The following is a 20,503-nucleotide window of genomic DNA, read 5'->3' on the forward strand; positions in this document are numbered from 1 at the left end:
TACGGGTCTACAGCCCTTTTAATCTCACCATTTAGGAGGTCGCTCTACTATGAAGTTTAAAGCTCAAGACAAGCAAAATCAACTCATTGAAAACATTACCGTTCATCATTTGGTCATTGGCGTAGACATCGCCCAAGAAGTCCATGTGGCCCGCGCGGTCAGCTTTCGTGGGATTGCTTTGGGAACTCCGCTCGAATTCGGTAACCATCGTGAAGGGTTCGATCTGTTCGAACGCTGGATCCAAGATCTACTCAAATCCTACAAACTTAGCAGCGTCATAGTTGGTATGGAACCCACTGGCCACTACTGGTTTAGCCTGGCACGTTGGCTCCTCGATCAAGGCATGGAGCCCGTTCTGGTTAATCCTCATCTCGTCAAAAAGAACAAGGAAAACCGAGATAATACACCGTCTAAAAGTGACCATAAAGATGCGCTTGTCATAGCAGACATGGTCAAAAACGGGTACTACTCCCCTGTTCGTTTTCATCCCGAAGATTACGAGGAACTACGTATTCTAATGGCGAACCGAGAGACGGTTACCAAGCGCCTCAACGCTGCGGTTAATCAGATTCATCGCTGGGTAGACATTGTTTTCCCTGAACTTCGTCAGGTTTTTAAAATCCTCACTTGCACCAGTGCAATCGCAACACTCCGACTCTTCCCCTTGCCAAAAGAGATCCGTCTGTTAAATACGGAACAGGTCCTTGCCGGTTGGAAGCAATATGTAAAGCGTCATGCTGGAGTTAAACGTGCTGAGCTACTCATTTCACTTGCGAAATCCAGTGTGGGTGCCACTCAGGCACTCCACGCATACAAGCTCCATCTTGGGCAATTGCTCGAAGAATATGACCTGGCCCAGCGCCAGCTTGAACAAATTGAGCATGAGCTCCGCCTCATTCTTAAGCGTATTCCTTATGCACAGAAGCTCCTTGAAATACGAGGCATCTATGTTACGAATCTAGCTGGTGTACTCGGTGAGGCTGGTGATCTAAGCGGATATACGCACGGAAATGCTTTACTGCGTCATGCTGGGTTAAATCTAGCTGAAGCTAGCTCCGGGAAATGGCGAGGAAAGATGGTGCTCAGCAAACGAGGCCGGCCACGTTTACGTCATTTTCTTTATCTCATGACAATGAGTATGGTTATGACAAATCCGGAGATACGAGCGGCACATCGTTATAATGTAGAGGAAAAGAAACTGAAGAAGATGAAATCCATTATGAAATTAATCGGTAAAGTAGCGAGAATGCTAGTCGCATTGGCTAAAAGCAGTACCGCTTACGAACCGATCAAGGTATTCCCACAAGCAGCATAAAACCAATTAATCCTCATCGACTCATGCATTCGCAGGATAACAAGAAGCACGGAGTATCGGGAGACGTTACGCAAAAGGGCTCGGACCCGTTCCGTTAGAAAGACCGACCTCCACCCCTTAGTTAGATGTGACGAAGGAATGAAAGGGCTATGACCCGTTGAGACATGGGAGTGAGAATCGCTAGGGCGAAGTGGAGACGTGCATATAATGGAACAATATGGGTGATCCTTATTCACCCTTATTTACGCATGCCCAATTCCCCATCTCCCAGCCACCGGCTCCTTCATCATCCTCTTCATCACTTTAACTACAGGATGAAATCCTGCGAATTCATGAGTCTGAGTGAGGAAACTGAATCATTTCGAGGGAGCTTAACGCCATTGCCTATGCATCACCAATCTCCGATATACGTATCTACTTTACTTTATTTAATAAGTTTGTCACCATTCTACTCAATGTCCCTTGATCGACGAAAGGAGCAAGGCTTGCCAGCAGATCTGGGCTAAGATGTTCAGCTTCGACTCCACTAATTAACTTCTCGAGATTTTCCCTGTCCAGAAAAGGTGCGAGGCTTATGATCCGGTTCGCATCAATAGTGCCATCTGCAACCCGGTCTACCAAGCGGCTTAACGTTTCTCTGCTAATAAAGGGTGCCAGCCCTTGAACGAAATGCCAGCTCAAGCTACTCTCTTCTGCTTGTTGAACCAACCGATCTACATGTTCTCTTTCAAGAAACGGGGCAATTCCAACAAGATTGTGCACTTCTAAGGAACCGTCAATCGATTTATCTACCAGTCGGCTTAATGTGTCGCTGCTGACGAACGGAGCGAGTCCAGTAATGGCATTCCACACAATTTCGCCCTCTTCTGCCTGACGAACCAGTTCATCCAATGTATCTGTTCCAAGGAACGGAGCCAGCCGCATGATCACGTCTAACTTAAGGACGCTGCTGTCTAATCGTTCTGTAACCTTATGCAGAGCGCTTGCTTTTACAAACGGTGCTACTTCTACAAGCTCTTCCACCTTCATCTCACCGGTATTGACCATCTCTGCAACTTGGTCCGGCCTGTTCTCTGCGATCTCCTCAACGATCGTTCCTAGGTGCTGGTGCTCCCGATTTTCTGAGTTGTCTCCTGCATTTAAAATGTCGTCTACCGTTTTGCCGAATAACCTCGCAAACTGCGGAAGCGTTCCGATATCCGGTAGCGAGTCGCCCCGTTCCCATTTCGATACCGCTTGATGACTTACATTCAGTTGATCGGCAAGTTCCAATTGGGTCATATCCTGGTCTTTGCGAAGCTTCGAAATATAAGCTCCAATTTTACGCAAGTCGAGCATTGTATACCTCCAATAAAACAAAATGTACAGTGCGCACTGTCGAAAACAGCATAGCATTTCCTCAAACGCAATCCTATCAAGCGGTGGTTGAATTTTCATAGGCGCTTTATTCAACTGTCGGTAGAATTCTCCACTTTTGTCACTTTCATTTATAGGTTTTTTTCTACAGTTCATTTCCATTATCCTGCCCGCTAGTTGAATTACACCACGTACGTTCATAGGTCCATGCAAGCACAACTTCACTAATTGATCAACATGAAGCTATCACACGAAACCTTTAATGGAGACGAGAAATGGATGGAGAACTTTTTTTATTTCCTATAGCCATTTGAACGATAATCTGAAGCACGATGATTACAGACAAACCATAGAATGCTTGAACGAAGCTGCCTGTTGCATCGTGGAGCCAGCCAATCGCTAGCGGCCCAAGCGCTCCGAGAATGTAGCCACCAGATTGGGTCATTGCGGACCAGCTACTGGCTTCCTGAGCATTGCTTGTTTCATCAATGGGCAACATCAGTGCAATCGGGAACAGCCCACCCGCCCCAATACCGAGCGGAATCGCCACGAGCCATGGGCTAACGGATAGGTTCAGCATCAAGACACCCGTCAACTCTAATAATGCACACCCGACAAGCCAGAATACACGTCTTTGGTAACGATGTACAAGCATCGGAATGAACAAAGTAGAGGGCAGCGATATCAAGGTAAATAAAGTTTGGATTTTGCCGGCCGTCTCTTGACTATACCCCTGGCTTTGGATTGCTGGCGCAAGCCAAGCGGTCAACGAATAGAAGATCGCTGCCATCAGCCCGAAGAATAATGTCAGCAGCCAGGCACGTTTGTTGTTCACCGGAAGTGGTGCATTAAGTACACTCGAGATTTTACCGGATTGTCGATCTGTGCGCGCAGACCAGGCTAATCTTAACCAAATCGGCAATGCAATAGCTGCGAGTAATGCCCATACAGCCAACGAGCCTCTCCACGAACCACCCAGCGTATGCTGCAGCGGGACCGATAGTCCCACACTAATGCTGGCCCCCATCACCATCGCTGTAGAGTAAATACCCACCATGGATGCCACTCGGTCAGGGAAGTACTGCTTAATGAAACTGGACAACAGCGGCCCTGCCAATGCAATTCCTACACCGGAAAGAAAAGAAGTGAACATCATCAAAGGAGTTGTACCAACAAACCATCGTAATCCCGTACCTAACCCAATGAGGATTAAAGCCAGAACAATTGCGCCCTCATTTCCCCACCTTCTGCTTAATCGTACGGAGAACGGAGCAAATATGCCCATGCATAATACCGGAAGTGTGGTTAACAAACTGGCGGTAATCCCGCTTATACCCAGATCATTCTGAATGATGCTCATTAGAGGAGAAATAGATGTAATGGGTGGTCGTAAATTCAGTGAAGCCAGGATAAGCGCCAAGACGATATAAAAAAGTTTCATTATGAATCACCTCATGGTAGTAGTATCGCTGCATTCTCCCATGACCCTTTGTTAATAACAGATCTTTGGGCGGTGCACGATTAAGTATAGAATCATTAGAATGATTGAACAATACTATTGTTTCTATTAAAATGATTACTAAAACCAATGATTAGAGGTCATTCATATGGAGATTCGTCAGATGGAAAACTTCATTGCTGTGTGTGAGGAGCTTCATTTTACACGAGCAGCTGAGAAACTTGGCATATCTCAGCCTACGTTGAGTCAACAAATACGCGCGCTTGAGGATGAACTCGGAGTTCCCTTATTTGACCGAGTCGGCAAAAAGATTGTGATGACTCAAGCAGGAAATCTGTTTTTGGAGCACTGTGTACAGATGATTCGGCATTTACAGAATACCCAGGATGCGTTAGCTGAATTACGCAATGATCAACGAGGTCGGTTGGTAATTGGTGTTCTCCCTTCCGATCTGGACTATCGGCTCACCCCATTGCTCGTGAATTTTCATACGCGATTCCCCAAGGTGCAGCTGAAGCTTATCTCTTCGATCTACGTCTTGAATCAAGTACTAGATAATGAAGTAGACATCGGGATCGAGATCACCTCTGCTCCAGATGATCGGCTTGTACGCATTCCCTTGTGCAGTGAAGAATATGTACTTGTCGTTTCTGAGAATCATGATTGGGCTGAACGAAGCACGATTGGAATCCAGGAACTGCGTAATATCCAAACTGTGATGTTCCCCGAAGGATTTACAGGCAGAGAATTAGTTGATGGCTATTGTCGTAAATATGGATTCAGCTTAGATACGATCATGGAGACCAGTTCGGCAACTTCCATTATTAGCTTGGTGAAAGCCAATGTCGGAGGAACATTGCTGCCTTACCGTTTGATCCAAGCAATGAATGAACCAACATTACGCTGCATCCGAATTACAGACGATCCGCCATATCGTCACTTTGAGATCATTCATCGGTCCGACCGTTTTCTGACAAAATCGGCCAAGGCATTTATTGAGAAAACTATCGAGTATTTCAACTAAAGGTGAGATGCGAAAGAGATCGCTTCTGCTGCCAGAAGTAGAGTATAGTAGGAATGAAAATATATTAGGAGGCTACAGCCATGTCACAGGAGATTTGGATTAACCTGCCAGTCAAAGATGTTGAGAGGTCAACTGCCTTTTTCAATGAGCTTGGATTCCAAGCGGTGAGTGTTGGTAACGAGAGAGCTAAGCTTGTTATAGGTCAAACAACAATTCTGCTGTTCCCGGATGCGGCGTTTGAGAAATTTACTGGTTCAAAAACCGCAGATACTTCCCATAGCGCTGAAGTAATCTTCTCCATTGGTGCTGAAAGCAGAGAAGAAGTAGATGCCTTTGTCCAAAAAGCAGAGGCTGCTGGAGGAAACATCTTTGGCAAGCCAAGTGAGACTGACGGCTGGATGTACGGCGCAGGATTTGCCGACCTGGACGGTCACCGCTGGAATCTGCTGTACATGGATGAGAGCAAAATGCCAAAACGCGAAATTTGAAGCGAAACGCCAACACCAACAAATCCAAGATATGGTGTAATGATTCGGGCTTATACGTTGATGAAAAGAGCTGGGGAACGGAATGAATAAAGAAATAGGGACATCGCTGAACGAGTTCGATGATTTAGCTGGTCAACTGTACCTGAACATTGAATCAAAGTGGACTATATTTGATTCAGTTCCCTCTCAATACCCTAGTAATGAAAGCCAAATTGCAGATGTTTCTGAGGAAGAAAAATACAGTCAGATCATAAAGGTGAGACGTGAAAAGATTATAGATATACAATTGGGAGACAGCACTCCACATTTAATTATAAGCTTTGAATCAGGTAGCATACTATTTGTTATTGGTTTTCATGAGAAGTATGAATGTTGGCAGGTGGGAGTAGAATCTGATAACTGGCTAGTTGTTGCATGTCCAATGAATGGAATTGCTACATGGACTTCAAATAAATTTGAATAATAATAAAACACTCCATTGTCAGGAGTGTTTTTTCTTTTATATACAGATATACATTTAATGGTCAAACTGTACTTTGTGTTTGGAAGCATTGAGGTGAAGCGTATTATATATAATCATTGAATTCATTAGTTTTGTTATATCCATAAATTATGATGGAGTCGGTAGTTACTTCACCTGGAACATGTATTTTTTTCAAGATTTGAATTACATCAGCATTTATCGAGTCATCTTCAGCATGAATTTCTAACCGCCCGATGTCTGTGCCGTGGAAAATCGTCTCCGGACACTCGCTCTTTATTTTTTTGTAGAACTCTTTGACATCAGGGTTGTGACTACGTGTCCGTTCCCAATCATCATAAATCTCCTCTAAAATATCATCATTGTCCGACTGCATCCATAGATTCAAGTATTCGGCGGTAAAATAGGGCAGCTCGACGAATAAGTGTCTCATGCCCTCGTTATGGTAGAGTTCAGACCACAGTTCATATTCCTTGTCAATAATCTTGGCTTGGCCATGTACTTCACCGTACAGATAAATGCTGCCGGATGCTTGCGTCACCACAGGTACATCCTTGGTCGGCTGCGCAGACTTGCTTGCTGTCTTGCCTGCGGTGGAATTATCGCAGGCAGTAAGGCTACTGACCACAAGTATAACGATCAGGGCAAGCAGCAAAGGGTATACAAGCATCATTTTCGCTTTTGCTACGAAGATGAGATTACGGTCATTCATAAACTAGGATCAACCTTTCATGTACATTTATAAATCCATAATTTGGTATTCCCTAGCTGATGCAAGATTTCCTGCTATCTCATCTTCAATTCTATATAGATTAAGGGAAAATGTGTCCTTTAGCGCAACGAAGGTAGCCGTTCATATAGACCAGCTACCTTCGTTTTAGATTAAGCTATTGTTTCCCGTTAGTTCAATAGAATCAACAGTTTCAGTCCGATGGTATCCTCTTGTCTATGATTCAAGCCACCACTTTTAATCCTATGATAAAATACTTATAAATCCCACTATAGCCAAACGGCCAAAGCGGATATAATCTTACTCTAAATTACTGGAGGTAGCGCTCCATACTCGGCCCACTGCTCTTTTGTCGGGCCGTAAAGATCCGGCACACGAAGGCCTGCCTGACGCATCAGTACTGTCATCTGACCACGATGATGAATCTCATGCTTTACGAGAATTTCCAGCATTAAGCCGTTTGGCCATTGATCACCATACATATCGCTCATGATAAGCAGATTCTCATCTTTCCAACTGGACTGTATAGCATCAAGGAGCGCTTGTGAGGTCCTCTTATAGACTGACGCGATGTCTGCTGCCGAAGCTGGCACCGGCATATCTTCGCCCGGTCCTTCGAAAGACAATCCCGTCCGAGATGGCATTTCGTGCAACGTCTGTACAAGGTGCCATGCAACACGTCCAAGCGTTCTATGATCGCTTGTTATCTGTTGGCCAAGAGACTCGTCCGTCAGCATCTCCAGTGTCCGCATTGTTGCTTCCGTTTCATTCTGCCAAGTTGCGGCAAAATCTTTAATGTGTTTATACATATCCAACATCTCCTTTTTGTAATGGAATCAAGTTTATTGTATCGAACATTAGTTCGCAAGTAAATATTTACATTTACTTGAACTACCCCCGTTAACCAAACGAAGCTGCCGAAAATCATTGTGCTAATCCCGAAATGTAATTAACTACGTATGGTTAATACTTTTGATCATTTTGTTTACGCTAGTCTGCCTATTAGCTTCATAAAAAGAGCAGGATACCGAAGCACTTGTTTATCAATGTATTATTCAACTATCATATCCCGTTAGCTCAACCGTTATTTATGATACGGCTCACCGTAGTATATCTAAGCATAAATTAGAGTTTGACCAAACTTTACACATTCATGTATAAAGCGAAAACCACTCCTTTACTATGGAGTGGTTTCTTAGAACCTCGCTTTTTTGCACTATCATTCTCAATGGAGTTGACTACGCATTTGTATCCAACATTGCTGGAATATTTATTTCTTTTACACAAGAGGCTTTGGAAAGGTTCATTAAGCATTTAACTAAAGAAACAATATCTTGAAGAGGAATCTGTGTACCGCCATACGCAGACAAGACTTTCTCAATTCCATCTTCCAATGGAATTTGGGTTGCAATTTCACCAGGATTTATACAAGTCACACCGATCCCATACTTTTTTACATGCTCCCTTATAGAATTTCCAATACCACGCAAACCGAACTTAGAAGCTACAAATGAAACTTGCGTAAAATCATTATGTTCAAGACCTGCTGTAGAACCAATTAAGAAAATTTTTGCGTTATCTGACTTTTTTAGATTCGGTAAAAGCTTCTGTATGCAGGTAATAGCTGAAGTAACATTTACATTAATGATGTTGACGATTTCAGCTGGGTCATCTTTTTCAAAATCATAGTCATCCCTGAAGCCTTTGCTCTCCCATATCCCTACATTATATATTAATACGTCTATTGTAACGTCATTTACTGTATTCGCAATCAGCTTGCTTGCATCAGATTTCGCTAAATCAGCCTCAATCCAATATTTCTGTACACCATCTTCAAGATTTAAATTGTTAGGACAAGTTCTAGAAACCACCCAAACACGATCACCTTTTTCTGGCAATCCTTTGAAGAATGCCTCACCTAATCCTTTACTTGCTCCGAAGATAATAAAATTTCTCATAAGTTATCCTTTCGATATGATTTATCTCTGCATTTAATCATTAAATTCACAGTGAATGCTGAAAACCATTCAATATAAGAAGCACCAAGAACATTGAATTTTTATATGACGCTTCCCTCAACAATGAATTTATACTTACTTATAATACGGTTAAGCATGATTATGTTCAACTATCCTGCCCGTTCGTATTATGAGGTCACCAGATCTTTCTGGTCGACCTTTTTTTTGTATGGTCGTAAGATAGCGGTAGCCGGGGATCGAACGTTTCTGCCCGTGGGACTTGGATCCCGAGAGCTATTCTGTTCATCCCCCCTACTTGTTCAACCATGGTTAGGCTGGTTGGGACGTTGATCCCGTATCACATGCGATAGTGTGGAAGACAAGAAGGTTAGGGGTTGCCGGTGAAAATACTACAGGAGTGATGTCATGAATCCAGTCATTGGTTTGGATGTGTCCAAGGGAGAGAGCCATGCACAAGCTTTTTTAGACCGTGGAGTACCTCATGGGAAGATCTTTAAATTTAATCATGATCTAGAGGGATTATCGTCTTTTCTTAATTATGTTAGAGCAGTGGAATCAGCTGCTGGGGTGAGCCCTTGCATTGTAATGGAGGCAACAGGTCATTATCATAGCCCTGTTGTTCAGTTTCTGGATGAGCACCAGTATCTATACATCGTCATTAATCCGTTAATCTCATATGAGGCCAAAAAAACTAATTTAAGACGGGTCAAGACGGATGCTGCTGATGCCTATCAACTTGGGGCACTGTTCTATAAAGAAGAGTTTGAACCCATCAAAAAACGGGGTCAGCATCTCATGAATTTACGCTATCTAACACGACAGTATGAATCCCTAACGGGTATGTATGTTCAAGCAAAACTACAATTCCAGGCCATTCTGGATCAAGTTTTTCCCGAATACCATGGCGTGTTTGGTGACCTTTATTCGAAAGTTTCACTTCGATTTCTAGCCTTACACCCGACGTCTAAAGAAGTCCTGGGTATGACTGTGGAAGAGATTACAACAACAATCCAACGTCTTACTGGACGCGGAAGATCCGTCTCATGGTGTTTGGAACGCGCTCAAATCCTAGCGGCTGCAGCAAGGCGAAATCCCTTTAAGGAGACGGCTTTTCCAAGTCATTTGATCTCCATGCAGCTGCTCATCAAATTACTTCTTCAATACCAGGACCATCTATCAGACCTTGATAAATCGATAGAGACCCTGGCTGAAGAGTTACTTGAATATGATTTAATCCAATCGATACCCGGTATCGGCACGAAAATTGCTGCAACAATTTTGGCTGAGATTGGAGAAATCGATCGGTTCGATCACGCAAAGAAGCTGGTGGCCTTTGCTGGTGTTGATCCCAGTGTATTTGCTTCAGGTAAGTTTGTGGCAACCCAAAATCGAATCACGAAACATGGCTCGAGAAGGCTTCGTACAGCCCTGTATCAAGCTGTGCGCTGTGGTATTCGTAGTAATAGAAACAAGAAATTAAGAGCTTACTACGATAAAAAGCGTGCGGAAGGAAAGCTGTTCAAAGTAGCGGTAATTGCTTGTGTAAACAAACTCATCCACTGGATTTTTGCCATCTTAACTTCAAAAGAAGCATTTCGTCTAGAATGAGCAGCATGAAATAGAAAAAGATGAAATATATTCCTGTGCCGAAGGGGACGGTTATTTGTCATATCTTTTTTTAAGTATACCACTTCAGGAATCGGCCATTAATAATTAAATATTGACAAGCTATTAGCTGGAATAGTTGAATAAAGGCAGCCGATCCACTCATCGGCTGCCTTATGTCATCATTTAGCTATCACTATTCGATAGTTTAACAATCAAGATTTCTGCACGCCGTGACCACTCTTCTAATGTCTATGCTCAAGGATGTTGATAAGTTTGCCAAACGGGTCGCGGACATAGAATCGCCGAACACCCCAAGGCTCATCAACAAGCCCATATTCTATCGGAAATCCAGCTTTCTTCATGCTTTCAAATGTAGCATCGATATCATCGACTTCAATTGATAGATCAGGCGTAGGCGTTTCTGAGCCACCCTGTGAGGCAAAACTAATCTGAATGCTCATCTCCTCGTCTAAACCATAAGTTCTAATCCAACCATGATCCATCATTAAATCAAGACCGAGCACATCCTCGTAGAAGCATTTAGCTGCCGCGATATCCTTCGTGTTTATATTGGCAACGATTCGTTTGACCTTCATTTCAAACCTCCCAGACAGAAGTAGATTATCCTTGAATATAGAATGCATTCAACATATAACAGTTAATTCTAGCCTCGACGTTCCTGACCTTTATTTATCCATATTAAGCTGCGGAGGCTCACCGAGCAGAAAACACCAGAAAACACCCGAAGAGCTGGCATTAAGTCTGGTTACGAAATCTCCGTACTAACCACCTCAACACAAGAAGCACCACGATTCCGCAAATGGTATAACTGATTGGGCGAATAAATTGCTCAACGATACCCCAGTTGTCACCTAAGCGGTATCCCAGATAGATCAAAGCTATGTTCCACGGGATACAGCCGAGTGCTGTAAATGTTATGAATCTCCAAGCTTTCATTCCAGCAACCCCTGCGGGCAGTGAGATAAAAGTACGAATAAAGGGCAACATACGAGTAAAAAATACGGTACTCTCGCCATAACGCTCGAACCAACGCTCCGACTGCTCCAAATGATGCTCATTCAAGAGAATATATTTTCCGTATTTCTCTAATAACCGGCGTCCACCAGCCTTACCAATATAATAGGCAATGATGGAACCCAGTAGGTTTCCGAATATCCCAGCAACAGCAACTTCCATAAAAGTAAGCGAGCCTTGCGCAATCAGCCAGCCACCGCTGAGCATAATCACCTCACTGGGAATGGGGATACAGGCACTCTCTAGAATCATCCCTAACCATATGCCCCAAATACCCATAGAATTAACAAGGTGAAGCGCGGATTCAGATATCCACGTAAATAGTTGATGCATGAGTGTTCACTCCGCTTCATAAATTTTACTATTCCTTAAGAAAGTCTCGTTATAATTGAACAAAAAACGGGAGGAAAACAAAATAATGATGAAATTCAATATACACAAATTTTTGTATGGCATATTCGTTATAGCCGCTATCTTGCTGATGTTCCCTAAATTTTCTTACAATGATCCCGATACCTTCTGGCATATAGAGCTAGGACAATATATGATCGGGCACGGACAAGTTCTACATCATGCCATACATACTTTTTACGGAGATAAGCTGCCCTACGTCCCTCATGAATTCGGATTCCAGCTGCTCGTTGCCCCGCTTTATGCAGCTTTTGGATGGCCGGGTGTGTATATTTTGACCGCTGTATGCTTGTTCTTTTTAGTGCTCGGATTGCTTCGTCTGGGTAAGGTTTCACGCAAAGAACTGGGACTTCAAGAAGACCATGTACTCCTGCTCCCTTTTGTGCTGCTAATTTCTTGCTGGATTTATTATAATTATTTCAAAGGCCGTCCACAGATGATCTCTTCGTTTATGATTGTCTGGTTTTTCGTATATTTACGTGAATATCAAATGAGTTCTCAAAAGAAATATGCCGCTGCGATGATTGCTCTTTCTATTGCCATTGCCAATTTTCATGCAGGAGTATGGCTTGTAATTGCTGTATTTACAGGGATGGCTCTGCTTGAATCCTTGATCCAAAAAACGCTGAATGGGCGTAAAATCATAGTCTTCAGTCTCGTCTGGTTCGTTGGCATTCTAAATCCAGGCGGCGTAAAAAGTCTCCTGTTTATTTTGACAGTTACGAAAAAGAACTTTAACCTGCTGATCAATGAATGGCAGCCGATTCGGTTCAATAGCTTGGAGAATTTGCCCATCTTACTATTGCTTTTGTTCTTTGCCTGCACACTTCCTTTTGCACTCCAGGGTAAACCGTTCCGTTTTTTTCTTATGCTTGGGATTCTATACCTCGGTGTATCAAACTTCAAGCAAAACCTGTTTATGTGGCTGTTCATCCCCTATTTTGCGGCTGTATTTTTTGATGCGCTTCCTGAATTCACCAAAACAGGTATTCTAGTCCGACAAAGTACATTACGAGGGTTACTGGCAGTTGGCCTGCTGCTAAACATTGCTTATCTATTCCTTGTACCACCAGTTATTGACGCCAAAAAATATCCTGTCGATGAAATGGACTATATTCTACAGCATACATCTGAAGGTACACGTCCGAAAGTTCTCGCACACTACGGTTCATCCGGCTATGTCATGTTTCGAGGGGGAGATGTGTTATGTGATGGCAGACAAGATCCCTTCGTGACAAAAGATTCTCTTGGCGTATTGGGTTGGACTGCTTTTGAACGCTCGATGCACGGATTCTCTGAATACCTTCCCGAGATCGTTAATTACGATCAGCCCGATTATGTAATTACGAGCAAAAAGGTCTCATATAAGCTACTCAAGGAATGGACACAAAAATTCGGTCAGCCCGTATTTACGGGGACCTATGGCAGTGTCTTCTCGTTTATCCCAGAGTGATGATCCGGCTCGTTAATTCCTCACTCTGTAGAACGCAAAAAAACGCTGACCTGAGGCAATCTAGCCAATAGTCACCATCCGCAATTAAGTATTCTGATTAATAACATCCGTATGGTAAGGATATACATAATTACGACAAATAAGAAAAATAAGTTAGTAAAATATCAAATCTAGCGTTGATTGTTCCTAAATTGTATAGTATTTTATGGAAGAAAGGTAATTTAAAAGAAGGGAGGAATTAAAAATGGACAAGATGTGTATGGAAATGATGATGAACATGTGTATGGATGATATGATGTCTAAGATGAACTGTATGAAGATGGGCATGGAAAAAATGTCTGAAATGGGCATGATGGATATGAACATGGATATGATGATGAAAAAAATGCAGGACTGCGATGAAATGATGACTATGTGTATGACAATGATGCGCGAAGGAATGCAAATGTCTAAGTAGCCTATAGACCATCGTAAGTTTGGCAGAGCAGACTAACTGCATGCCTTTTTTTATTTTCTATTTATTATTACAATGTGAGCTTAAATTATATCCTGATATATCTACTCTGAATCTTCTTCGAAAGATTAATCCGTTCCTGCTTTAACTCCCAGACTTTCTCTTTCCACCGGTACTGCTCTACTGGATCCGCACTTTCCCTCAGCTTATTAAATAAATCCATTAATATTGCATTTATATCGTCGAATTGAATCCACAGCTCTTTCACACTTTGTTCTGTTGTCTCAGCATGAGAATTCTTACTCAGCTTATTCAAACGATCTATGATGTCAGCTTGCCACTGTCCATCGTTAATTGCTTTGGCGTAGTTTAAAAGATCCAGATAATCATCGACAGACATTTTCACCGACTCCTTATTCTGTGTATACCCAGTATTATACTCGGCATTATAGAAATTGCAATAGTCTATCTGTAGAAAAGGCATCTTCTCAGATGCCCCCGCAATGTTATTCCCAATCCGTTACTGGATTTTCCCGCCTTCAACGACAAGCTCATCAGTATATCCTTCACCGTAAATTTCATTTAAGGTTTCTTTGTAGGCTTGATGGATAAATTGTTCTTTACCAAGGGTATCAAGTTCTGTATTAATCCAGTCCAGCAATTCCTTATTCCCCTTTGCCACTGCTGGAGCTATTGTATCCTGACCCCCGAAAGCAGGAATGCTGACCGTAAATCCAGGATTTGATTTAGCCCAAGCAATGAGCTCTGTATTATCGTTAGCGATTGCCGCCCCCCGACCATCTTTAAGCGCTGCAAAAATCTCGGTGTACTGATCGAATTTGAGCAATTCAATATCCGGATATTCTTTGGTAAAATAGGTTTCCGCTGTCGTACCTTTAGCTACAATGAGCTTTTGCTTGTTCCCTTTTAATTGATCAATGGAAGTGATTGGAGCACTGTCTGGGGATACGATCCCAAAGGATAATTTCATGTACGGATTAGCAAAATCCACTTTTTCTTTTCTTTCCTCGGTGACCGTAAAGTTAGCCATAATGATATCAACCTTACCGGATTCAAGATAAGCCACGCGGCTGGCAGCATCAACTAACACAAATTCAACCTTCGAGTCATCCCCTAGCAGATCCTTGGCAAAGCGTTTGGCAATATACACATCAAATCCTTGGTTTTTACCCTCAGCGTCCACATAACCAAAAGGTGGTTTGTCTGCAAATACGCCGATCTTAATCTTCCCTTTCTTCTTTAGCTGTTCAATAGAAGTGAATTTAGAAGATGCTGAGTTTCCGTTGTTATCCGAACTATTTCCGCAAGCAGCCAATCCCATCAATAATATACTTACACCTACCAGCATCGTTAGCCATTTCAAACTTTTCTTCATTTCTCTTCCTCTCCTATTTCTATAATTTTTCGTACTGAAATATATCCAGAAAATGCTGGGCACGTTCTGTCGCAGGGTGGGTAAAAAATTGTTGCGGGGCAGCGATCTCACATATCTTGCCTTGATCCATAAACACGATCCGATCCCCAACCGATTTGGCAAACCCCATTTCATGAGTCACGATGATCATCGTCATTCCTTGCTGAGCAAGCCCTAAGATCACATCAAGCACTTCCCGAACCATTTCCGGATCCAAGGATGCTGTCACTTCATCAAATAACATAATCTCCGGATTCATACATAAAGCTCTTACTATAGCTATTCTCTGCTTTTGTCCACCGGAAAGCTGGCGTGGATAGTCCAGTTTACGCTCAAGCAGCCCAACCCGCTCTAAGAGCTGTTCCGCTTGCTGCGTTGCTTCTTTAAGCTCTCTCTTTTGTACTTTCAGAGGGCCTAGAAGAATGTTATCCATAACCGTCATATGCGGGAATAACTCATAATTTTGAAAGACCATTCCGATATGCTGCCTAACTTCACGCCAATCTACAGCAGCCCCCGCGAGGTTCTGTCCACGATATTGTATCGCCCCTTCCTGAACCGGTTCCAAACCGTTAAGACAACGTAGGAACGTACTTTTTCCACAGCCAGAGGGACCGAGAATAACGATTACCTCTCCTTTTTCCACCTGCAATTCAATGCCGTCCAGAACCTTTCGCTCTCCAAAATATTTGTGTAATTGTGTAACCTCCAGCAGGAGTTCTCCGGAATCTGCCATTACAACCGTTCCTTCCTAAGCCTTAATTTTGCCATCTGCTTTCAACTTTTTTCGAAAGTCTGGATAACGGAAAACATACAGAAAAATATAATATAAAGATAAAGCCGTATACCCAGAATGAAGCGGTGGGCGCTTTTATCACGCCGAATTCAATGATCTGCTGCCCGATCTTTACCACCTCAATCACTCCAATCAGCACCACCAGTGATGTTGTCTTGATCATTCGTGTGGCAAGATTAATCATTCCCGGCAGCATTCTGCGTACAGCCTGCGGGATCAAAATATGCCGATAAAGTTGACTGCTGCTCAGACCTAGCGCCCTGGCAGATTCCACCTGATGTTTTGGCATAGATTGCAAAGCTCCACGAACAAGATCCCCAATCTCCGCAGCTCCCCATAAGCTGAACACCAATATAGAGGTAGCCTCCCCGCTGATATCGATATGAAGTAATGGAGAGAAACTGAAATGTACTACATACAGCCACACTAGAATCGGAATAATTCTAAAGGTCTCCAAATAAAGACGTAATATAAACCTTAATGGCCTCGATCCCAGCGTCCGGAGCAATCCCATAACGATCCCAAATAACGTACCGATTCCAATAGAGAGAAATGAAATTTCAATCGTTACAAGTAAGCCCCCTAATAATCGTTCGAAATTAGAACCTTCAAAAAGCACCTCAATCCCCGAATTCTGCATATCTCACCTTCCTTTCCACCCAAGTCAATAAAAGCGATAAGGGCAGGACTAACACCAAATAGGCGAGTACCAGAAGGAGCAGAGACTCCGCTGTTTTGTAATGCATGCCGATCAAGTCTTTTGCCACATTCATCAAATCCATTAAAGCAATGGCACCTACAATAGAGGTCTCCTTCAGCAGAAAGATCGCATTTGCCCCTAAAGAAGGAATACTTATCGCAAAGGCTTGGGGAAAAATAACATATCTGACCAGCTGCAGCTTAGACAGTCCAATGCTCTGACCTGATTCAATCTGCGATTGGCTAACTGCCTCGAACCCACTTCGAAAAGCCTCCGTCATATAGCTCCCGCCCAAAAATGTCATGCCTACAATCGCACAGGTCATTTCACTAAAGTGAATTCCGATCTTAGGTAAGCCATAGTAAAGAAAAAAGAGCTGCACAAGTAAAGGGGTGTTCCGTGAAAGCTCAATGTAGATCTTAATAACATCACTGACGATTTTGACCTTATAGTACAAGACGATACTGAACAGTAATCCAATAAGGAGTGAGAATACAATAGCTAACAACGCTAACTTCACTGTCAGCCACATCGCCTCACCATAAAGCGGCAAACTCTCGTAGATAAACTCCCAGTCTAAATTCATATCTGAGTAACCCGATCCCCTTTTCTTAATTTCTAATAATTATCAAAATCTTACATTAAACCTTACGCGTGGTGATATGATTTTATTCATACTATTCCAAGTAAATAACTACGTTTTATATTTCTTGTATAGTAGTCCACACAAAAAAAACCGCTAAGAGATTAGTCTTAGCGGTTTCCTTGTTCTATAGGCTAAACCTTGCCCCACCCTAACATCCCACTACCAATAGCCTCGGATGCCGGTCTGCAAGCGGATCAGCGCTTCCATATAATAATAATCTCCCCAAATCATATGACCATCAGGCACACGTCCACCTCTCACATGATAAGAACCATGCTTTAGAAGTCCCTCTGCTTCCGGATTTCCAGATGTCGCATAATGTTCCACTAGAGATTTCATGCTACGGTGTAAAGCAACTTCATAAATGGCCCGGTCCGGATCGTCTACGCCTAGGTGATCGAGCAGTTCCAAAAGACCGGCTGCCGCAATCGCCGAAGCCGAGCTGTCGCGAGGGGTCTCCGCTCCCACTGGCACATCGAAATCCCAATAAGCCACACTATCCTCCGGTAGATGGCTGATAAAATAATCCGCTAGGCTCTTAGAAGTCTTAAGAAAATCCTCATTCTGCGTATAGCGATACACCAGAGCAAAACCGTATATTCCCCAAGCTTGACCACGTGTCCAGGTCGATCCGTCCTCATAACCTTGATGTGTTCCTCCACGAATTGCATTTCCGGTAGCCGGATCAAAATAAAAAGTATGGTAAGAGGAGGCATCCCCACGCACAAGAAATTTCCGGCTCTTAAACGCATGTTCGAGCGCTATTTCATAATAGCGCTTATCTCCTGTTTCCTCAGCTGCCCAGAATAATAGAGGTAAATTCATCAAGCAGTCAATAATGATACGTCCCGCATTCTCCGGGTCACTCTCCAGTCCCCAGGCCTGAAGAATCCCTGCTGGTTCACGCCAGCGCTTGCACAGCGTGTCCGCAGCTTGCAGACCGACAGCTCGCGCCGCTTCGCTGCCCGTTATTTTCCACTCCGCTACTGCGGTCAGTGTATACAAGAAACCAATGTCATGATGGTCCAGGGCGATGTGCTGATCCAGACGATGCTTGAAGTCCCCTAACCAAGAGGCTGCCGCCTCCTTATAGCATGAATCCTTACTATATTCATAAGCAAGCCACATCATCCCAACATAGAAACCCTCTATCCAGTCGCCGTTGTCTCCCCATTCGTACTGTTGCCCCTCAGCGATATGAGGCAGTTTGCCCGGATGGTTAGCCATATTGCTCCCAACTTTGTGAATCGCATCCTCAATAGCCTTATTCCACATCTTTGTTTCTCCCTCCCCTTAAATCAACAGTATGCAAAAGTGTATCGTTACTAGGTTCGTATACAGCAACCCTTCCGTCCGAGTGCCATTGAATAAGCGGCGGTGAAGCAAGACTTGCCTGGTTCTCCGGAGTATTCGTCGCTCCGAAGACAGCAGATATCAATACTTGATCTCCCGGTTCCAGTCTGGAGCACAAGCTCGGAAGAAGTGTCCGCGGCTTCAGCAGATTGGTATTTGGCTCGGGATATACGCACTCTCCCCGATCAAAGCCGCATAGCCTATGTATGGCACTGATTCCCCAGGGCAGCTGTACCGAAACAGCAGTGTTTGATACATTAATAATTTCCCGTTCACTGTGCGAGAAGCCAGCTGACTGGCCAATGGCAAATCCACCTTCCGCTACATCCAGCCGCCGGGCAGTATGAATGCTGTGAACACGAACATGCCATAGACCTGCCGGAATAATCCATGTCTCCACATGTACATCACTCCAGGGATGCCAGCGGGAATATACATAGCTGTCCCCGATTTCCCAGGTCTCACAGAATCTGCGTACCCGATAGTGTTCATCACATTCGCATAGTGCGAGTGTAGAATCGTAAGCGCCTTGAACCAACCCGTAACCCGCTTTCGGGACACTAAAGCCAAACAGAGTGGAGTATGCAAATTTAGAATATTTGGCTGCGCTATGGGCCATATCAAAGTTAGCCATCTGGCCAGAGGTATAGGCAATAACCTGCCTATTTCCTTCCGGACGACACACAAGCATTCGCGCCTCTTGGAGAGCCCGTACCTCTTTCAAAATAGGCAGAGGCTCTTCCTCCGCCAGCCAAAAAGGATGATCATCTGGCAAGGCAAGAATAAGCATAGCTTTAAAGGCCCAATACGGAGATCCGGGGGCGTTGTAGTTCTCTGTCATGACTAGATTCGGATAAGCATATCCGATGCTAAGCAGTCCGTCTAATCCCATAATAGGTTGTTCAAACCACCAACGAAAATGGCGCATAATGATTCCTTTAAGAACGCCATATGAAAAAGGGACCCCTTCTGCATACACCAGCGCACTCCAGAAAGAAACCTGTGCAAAACGATAGGTCAGGCTACGACCAAAAGGAAGTGCGCTTCCGTCCTCAGCGAACCAATAAATGAAATCCTCGGCAAATCGTACTGATCTTTCCCGATAAACAGCAGCTCTCTGAGGATCATCATCCGCCATCAGCTTAGCGTATATCAGCGTATAATAATGCATAGCAAAAGCAATATAATAGTCCCTCTGATCCGTCAATCCATCGGAATACCAACCGTCACCAAGATAGTAATTATCGATCTGCGCTAGATAATCATCCATTATGCTCTGATCATAAGGTAATCCGACTTTCTTGAAGCCCACATTTACAAGAACCGTGAACATCAGCCAGTTATTCGGATTGGAACGATCCACATGATTAATCTGATTTAGCCAGTTATATACATTTATTTTCTGCGTGTCACTCAGCGGCTCCCACATTTTATGTGGTGCAAGAGCAAGCCCCAGTCCCAACACGGCCTGCTCTACCATACGCTGATCTTTGGAAGTAAATTGCCCCCAATATTCTTCATGCTCCGGGTCTGTCCCGTTGATGATTCCTTCCAGAAACATCGGCCAGAGTGCACTTTCCCCTCCACCGCTGGCATGAGGAACAAGGCCCCATAGAGGACGGGCAAAAGCTTCCATAAGCGCTGTAGCTTCATTGTAAATCGATCCTGTAGCGCCCATATTAATTCCTGCACAACCAGAGGTAAATCTGCGCTCCAGTGGAGTATATAGTTCATTTAGGAACATCTGTAATTCATTTTTAGTGCCCTTTATTCCCACAGC

General features: G+C 43.7%; 21 protein-coding genes. 7 read left to right on the forward strand and 14 right to left on the reverse strand.

The features are described 5' to 3' along the window. Positions 1–49: 49 nt before the first annotated feature. Positions 50–1,315: an IS110 family transposase gene (locus tag NYE58_RS26700; protein ID WP_036684113.1), complete on the forward strand. Its 1,266-nt coding sequence runs from the start codon at positions 50–52 to the stop codon at positions 1,313–1,315. Positions 1,316–1,729: 414 nt separating this feature from the next. Here the strand turns inward: NYE58_RS26700 and NYE58_RS26705 are convergent, their stop codons facing one another. Together NYE58_RS26705 and NYE58_RS26710 are read right to left on the reverse strand one after the other, a co-directional pair. Next, on the reverse strand, positions 1,730–2,653 hold the full coding sequence (locus NYE58_RS26705; RefSeq protein ID WP_341003444.1) for a helix-turn-helix transcriptional regulator: 924 nt from the start codon (positions 2,651–2,653) through the stop codon (positions 1,730–1,732). 277 nt (positions 2,654–2,930) lie between these two features. Then, positions 2,931–4,112, reverse strand: coding sequence for an MFS transporter (locus NYE58_RS26710; protein WP_341003445.1), 1,182 nt, complete (start codon positions 4,110–4,112; stop codon positions 2,931–2,933). 181 nt (positions 4,113–4,293) lie between these two features. On the opposite strand from NYE58_RS26710, the gene NYE58_RS26715 reads away from it, so the two are divergent. From NYE58_RS26715 to NYE58_RS26725, 3 genes are all read left to right on the forward strand, one after another. After that, the gene (locus NYE58_RS26715; protein WP_254847659.1) at positions 4,294–5,154 is read left to right on the forward strand and encodes a LysR family transcriptional regulator; all 861 of its coding nucleotides are present in this window, start codon (positions 4,294–4,296) and stop codon (positions 5,152–5,154) included. An 80-nt stretch (positions 5,155–5,234) separates the two neighbouring features. Further along, a complete protein-coding gene (locus NYE58_RS26720; RefSeq protein ID WP_341003446.1) occupies positions 5,235–5,642 on the forward strand; it encodes a VOC family protein in 408 nt (135 codons plus the stop codon). Between the two features lie 82 nt (positions 5,643–5,724). Further along, positions 5,725–6,105, forward strand: a complete 381-nt coding sequence (locus NYE58_RS26725; RefSeq protein WP_341003447.1) for a hypothetical protein — start codon at positions 5,725–5,727, stop codon at positions 6,103–6,105. A gap of 103 nt (positions 6,106–6,208) precedes the next feature. On the opposite strand, the gene NYE58_RS26730 is transcribed toward NYE58_RS26725, so the two are convergent. The 3 genes from NYE58_RS26730 to NYE58_RS26740 all read right to left on the reverse strand — a co-directional run bounded on the left by NYE58_RS26730 (position 6,209) and on the right by NYE58_RS26740 (position 8,811). Then, positions 6,209–6,835 (reverse strand): hypothetical protein, encoded by a 627-nt coding sequence (locus tag NYE58_RS26730; protein ID WP_341003449.1) that lies wholly within the window; start codon positions 6,833–6,835, stop codon positions 6,209–6,211. Between the two features lie 323 nt (positions 6,836–7,158). After that, the gene (locus NYE58_RS26735; protein WP_076218439.1) at positions 7,159–7,662 is read right to left on the reverse strand and encodes a DinB family protein; all 504 of its coding nucleotides are present in this window, start codon (positions 7,660–7,662) and stop codon (positions 7,159–7,161) included. A gap of 429 nt (positions 7,663–8,091) precedes the next feature. After that, entirely contained in the window at positions 8,092–8,811 is a 720-nt protein-coding gene (locus NYE58_RS26740; RefSeq protein WP_341003450.1) for an SDR family NAD(P)-dependent oxidoreductase, read from the reverse strand. Positions 8,812–9,237: 426 nt separating this feature from the next. Here NYE58_RS26740 and NYE58_RS26745 point away from each other — a divergent pair, with 426 nt between their 5' ends. Next, complete coding sequence (locus NYE58_RS26745; protein ID WP_076121959.1) at positions 9,238–10,440, forward strand: IS110 family transposase; 1,203 nt, start codon at positions 9,238–9,240, stop codon at positions 10,438–10,440. Positions 10,441–10,682: 242 nt separating this feature from the next. Here NYE58_RS26745 and NYE58_RS26750 read toward each other — a convergent pair whose 3' ends face one another. Next, positions 10,683–11,036, reverse strand: coding sequence for a VOC family protein (locus NYE58_RS26750; RefSeq protein WP_341003451.1), 354 nt, complete (start codon positions 11,034–11,036; stop codon positions 10,683–10,685). 160 nt (positions 11,037–11,196) lie between these two features. Continuing rightward, on the reverse strand, positions 11,197–11,808 hold the full coding sequence (locus tag NYE58_RS26755) for a DedA family protein (protein ID WP_341003452.1): 612 nt from the start codon (positions 11,806–11,808) through the stop codon (positions 11,197–11,199). Positions 11,809–11,893: 85 nt separating this feature from the next. On the opposite strand from NYE58_RS26755, the gene NYE58_RS26760 reads away from it, so the two are divergent. Both NYE58_RS26760 and NYE58_RS26765 read left to right on the forward strand, forming a co-directional pair. Further along, positions 11,894–13,339 carry a hypothetical protein gene (locus tag NYE58_RS26760; RefSeq protein ID WP_341003453.1) on the forward strand — a complete coding sequence of 482 codons (1,446 nt, stop codon included), beginning with the start codon at positions 11,894–11,896 and terminating at the stop codon, positions 13,337–13,339. A 244-nt stretch (positions 13,340–13,583) separates the two neighbouring features. Further along, positions 13,584–13,796: a hypothetical protein gene (locus tag NYE58_RS26765; RefSeq protein ID WP_038572647.1), complete on the forward strand. Its 213-nt coding sequence runs from the start codon at positions 13,584–13,586 to the stop codon at positions 13,794–13,796. An 85-nt stretch (positions 13,797–13,881) separates the two neighbouring features. On the opposite strand, the gene NYE58_RS26770 is transcribed toward NYE58_RS26765, so the two are convergent. The 7 genes from NYE58_RS26770 to NYE58_RS26800 form a co-directional block, all read right to left on the reverse strand. After that, positions 13,882–14,193, reverse strand: coding sequence for a hypothetical protein (locus NYE58_RS26770; RefSeq protein WP_076194804.1), 312 nt, complete (start codon positions 14,191–14,193; stop codon positions 13,882–13,884). A gap of 120 nt (positions 14,194–14,313) precedes the next feature. Further along, the gene (locus tag NYE58_RS26775; protein WP_076130267.1) at positions 14,314–15,189 is read right to left on the reverse strand and encodes a cysteine ABC transporter substrate-binding protein; all 876 of its coding nucleotides are present in this window, start codon (positions 15,187–15,189) and stop codon (positions 14,314–14,316) included. Positions 15,190–15,208: 19 nt separating this feature from the next. Continuing rightward, positions 15,209–15,964, reverse strand: a complete 756-nt coding sequence (locus tag NYE58_RS26780; protein WP_076134604.1) for an amino acid ABC transporter ATP-binding protein — start codon at positions 15,962–15,964, stop codon at positions 15,209–15,211. Positions 15,965–15,986: 22 nt separating this feature from the next. Continuing rightward, a complete protein-coding gene (locus NYE58_RS26785) occupies positions 15,987–16,664 on the reverse strand; it encodes an amino acid ABC transporter permease (protein WP_341003454.1) in 678 nt (225 codons plus the stop codon). Beyond that, positions 16,645–17,310: an amino acid ABC transporter permease gene (locus NYE58_RS26790; protein ID WP_076186917.1), complete on the reverse strand. Its 666-nt coding sequence runs from the start codon at positions 17,308–17,310 to the stop codon at positions 16,645–16,647. The genes NYE58_RS26785 and NYE58_RS26790 overlap by 20 nt, the downstream gene beginning before the upstream one ends. Positions 17,311–17,529: 219 nt before the next feature. After that, positions 17,530–18,645 carry a glycoside hydrolase family 88 protein gene (locus NYE58_RS26795; protein WP_341003455.1) on the reverse strand — a complete coding sequence of 372 codons (1,116 nt, stop codon included), beginning with the start codon at positions 18,643–18,645 and terminating at the stop codon, positions 17,530–17,532. After that, positions 18,635–20,500, reverse strand: a complete 1,866-nt coding sequence (locus NYE58_RS26800; RefSeq protein WP_341003456.1) for a DUF2264 domain-containing protein — start codon at positions 20,498–20,500, stop codon at positions 18,635–18,637. The genes NYE58_RS26795 and NYE58_RS26800 overlap by 11 nt, the downstream gene beginning before the upstream one ends. Between the last annotated feature and the right edge of the window lie 3 nt (positions 20,501–20,503).

This window comes from Paenibacillus sp. FSL L8-0708 (genome assembly GCF_038009325.1).
Classification (GTDB): Bacteria; Bacillota; Bacilli; order Paenibacillales; family Paenibacillaceae; genus Paenibacillus_AQ; species Paenibacillus_AQ odorifer.

What these genes read in the sequence shown, in the direction of transcription:
- NYE58_RS26780 (WP_076134604.1), bottom strand. Translation starts at nt 15,964, where the DNA reads ATGGCAGATTCCGGAGAACTCCTGCTGGAGGTTACACAATTACACAAA.
- NYE58_RS26745 (WP_076121959.1), top strand. Translation starts at nt 9,238, where the DNA reads ATGAATCCAGTCATTGGTTTGGATGTGTCCAAGGGAGAGAGCCATGCA.
- NYE58_RS26720 (WP_341003446.1), top strand. Translation starts at nt 5,235, where the DNA reads ATGTCACAGGAGATTTGGATTAACCTGCCAGTCAAAGATGTTGAGAGG.
- NYE58_RS26705 (WP_341003444.1), bottom strand. Translation starts at nt 2,653, where the DNA reads ATGCTCGACTTGCGTAAAATTGGAGCTTATATTTCGAAGCTTCGCAAA.
- NYE58_RS26700 (WP_036684113.1), top strand. Translation starts at nt 50, where the DNA reads ATGAAGTTTAAAGCTCAAGACAAGCAAAATCAACTCATTGAAAACATT.
- NYE58_RS26715 (WP_254847659.1), top strand. Translation starts at nt 4,294, where the DNA reads ATGGAAAACTTCATTGCTGTGTGTGAGGAGCTTCATTTTACACGAGCA.
- NYE58_RS26740 (WP_341003450.1), bottom strand. Translation starts at nt 8,811, where the DNA reads ATGAGAAATTTTATTATCTTCGGAGCAAGTAAAGGATTAGGTGAGGCA.
- NYE58_RS26750 (WP_341003451.1), bottom strand. Translation starts at nt 11,036, where the DNA reads ATGAAGGTCAAACGAATCGTTGCCAATATAAACACGAAGGATATCGCG.
- NYE58_RS26760 (WP_341003453.1), top strand. Translation starts at nt 11,894, where the DNA reads ATGATGAAATTCAATATACACAAATTTTTGTATGGCATATTCGTTATA.
- NYE58_RS26770 (WP_076194804.1), bottom strand. Translation starts at nt 14,193, where the DNA reads ATGTCTGTCGATGATTATCTGGATCTTTTAAACTACGCCAAAGCAATT.
- NYE58_RS26725 (WP_341003447.1), top strand. Translation starts at nt 5,725, where the DNA reads ATGAATAAAGAAATAGGGACATCGCTGAACGAGTTCGATGATTTAGCT.
- NYE58_RS26775 (WP_076130267.1), bottom strand. Translation starts at nt 15,189, where the DNA reads ATGAAGAAAAGTTTGAAATGGCTAACGATGCTGGTAGGTGTAAGTATA.
- NYE58_RS26710 (WP_341003445.1), bottom strand. Translation starts at nt 4,112, where the DNA reads ATGAAACTTTTTTATATCGTCTTGGCGCTTATCCTGGCTTCACTGAAT.
- NYE58_RS26785 (WP_341003454.1), bottom strand. Translation starts at nt 16,664, where the DNA reads ATGCAGAATTCGGGGATTGAGGTGCTTTTTGAAGGTTCTAATTTCGAA.
- NYE58_RS26790 (WP_076186917.1), bottom strand. Translation starts at nt 17,310, where the DNA reads ATGAATTTAGACTGGGAGTTTATCTACGAGAGTTTGCCGCTTTATGGT.
- NYE58_RS26735 (WP_076218439.1), bottom strand. Translation starts at nt 7,662, where the DNA reads ATGTATAAACACATTAAAGATTTTGCCGCAACTTGGCAGAATGAAACG.
- NYE58_RS26730 (WP_341003449.1), bottom strand. Translation starts at nt 6,835, where the DNA reads ATGAATGACCGTAATCTCATCTTCGTAGCAAAAGCGAAAATGATGCTT.
- NYE58_RS26795 (WP_341003455.1), bottom strand. Translation starts at nt 18,645, where the DNA reads ATGTGGAATAAGGCTATTGAGGATGCGATTCACAAAGTTGGGAGCAAT.
- NYE58_RS26765 (WP_038572647.1), top strand. Translation starts at nt 13,584, where the DNA reads ATGGACAAGATGTGTATGGAAATGATGATGAACATGTGTATGGATGAT.
- NYE58_RS26755 (WP_341003452.1), bottom strand. Translation starts at nt 11,808, where the DNA reads ATGCATCAACTATTTACGTGGATATCTGAATCCGCGCTTCACCTTGTT.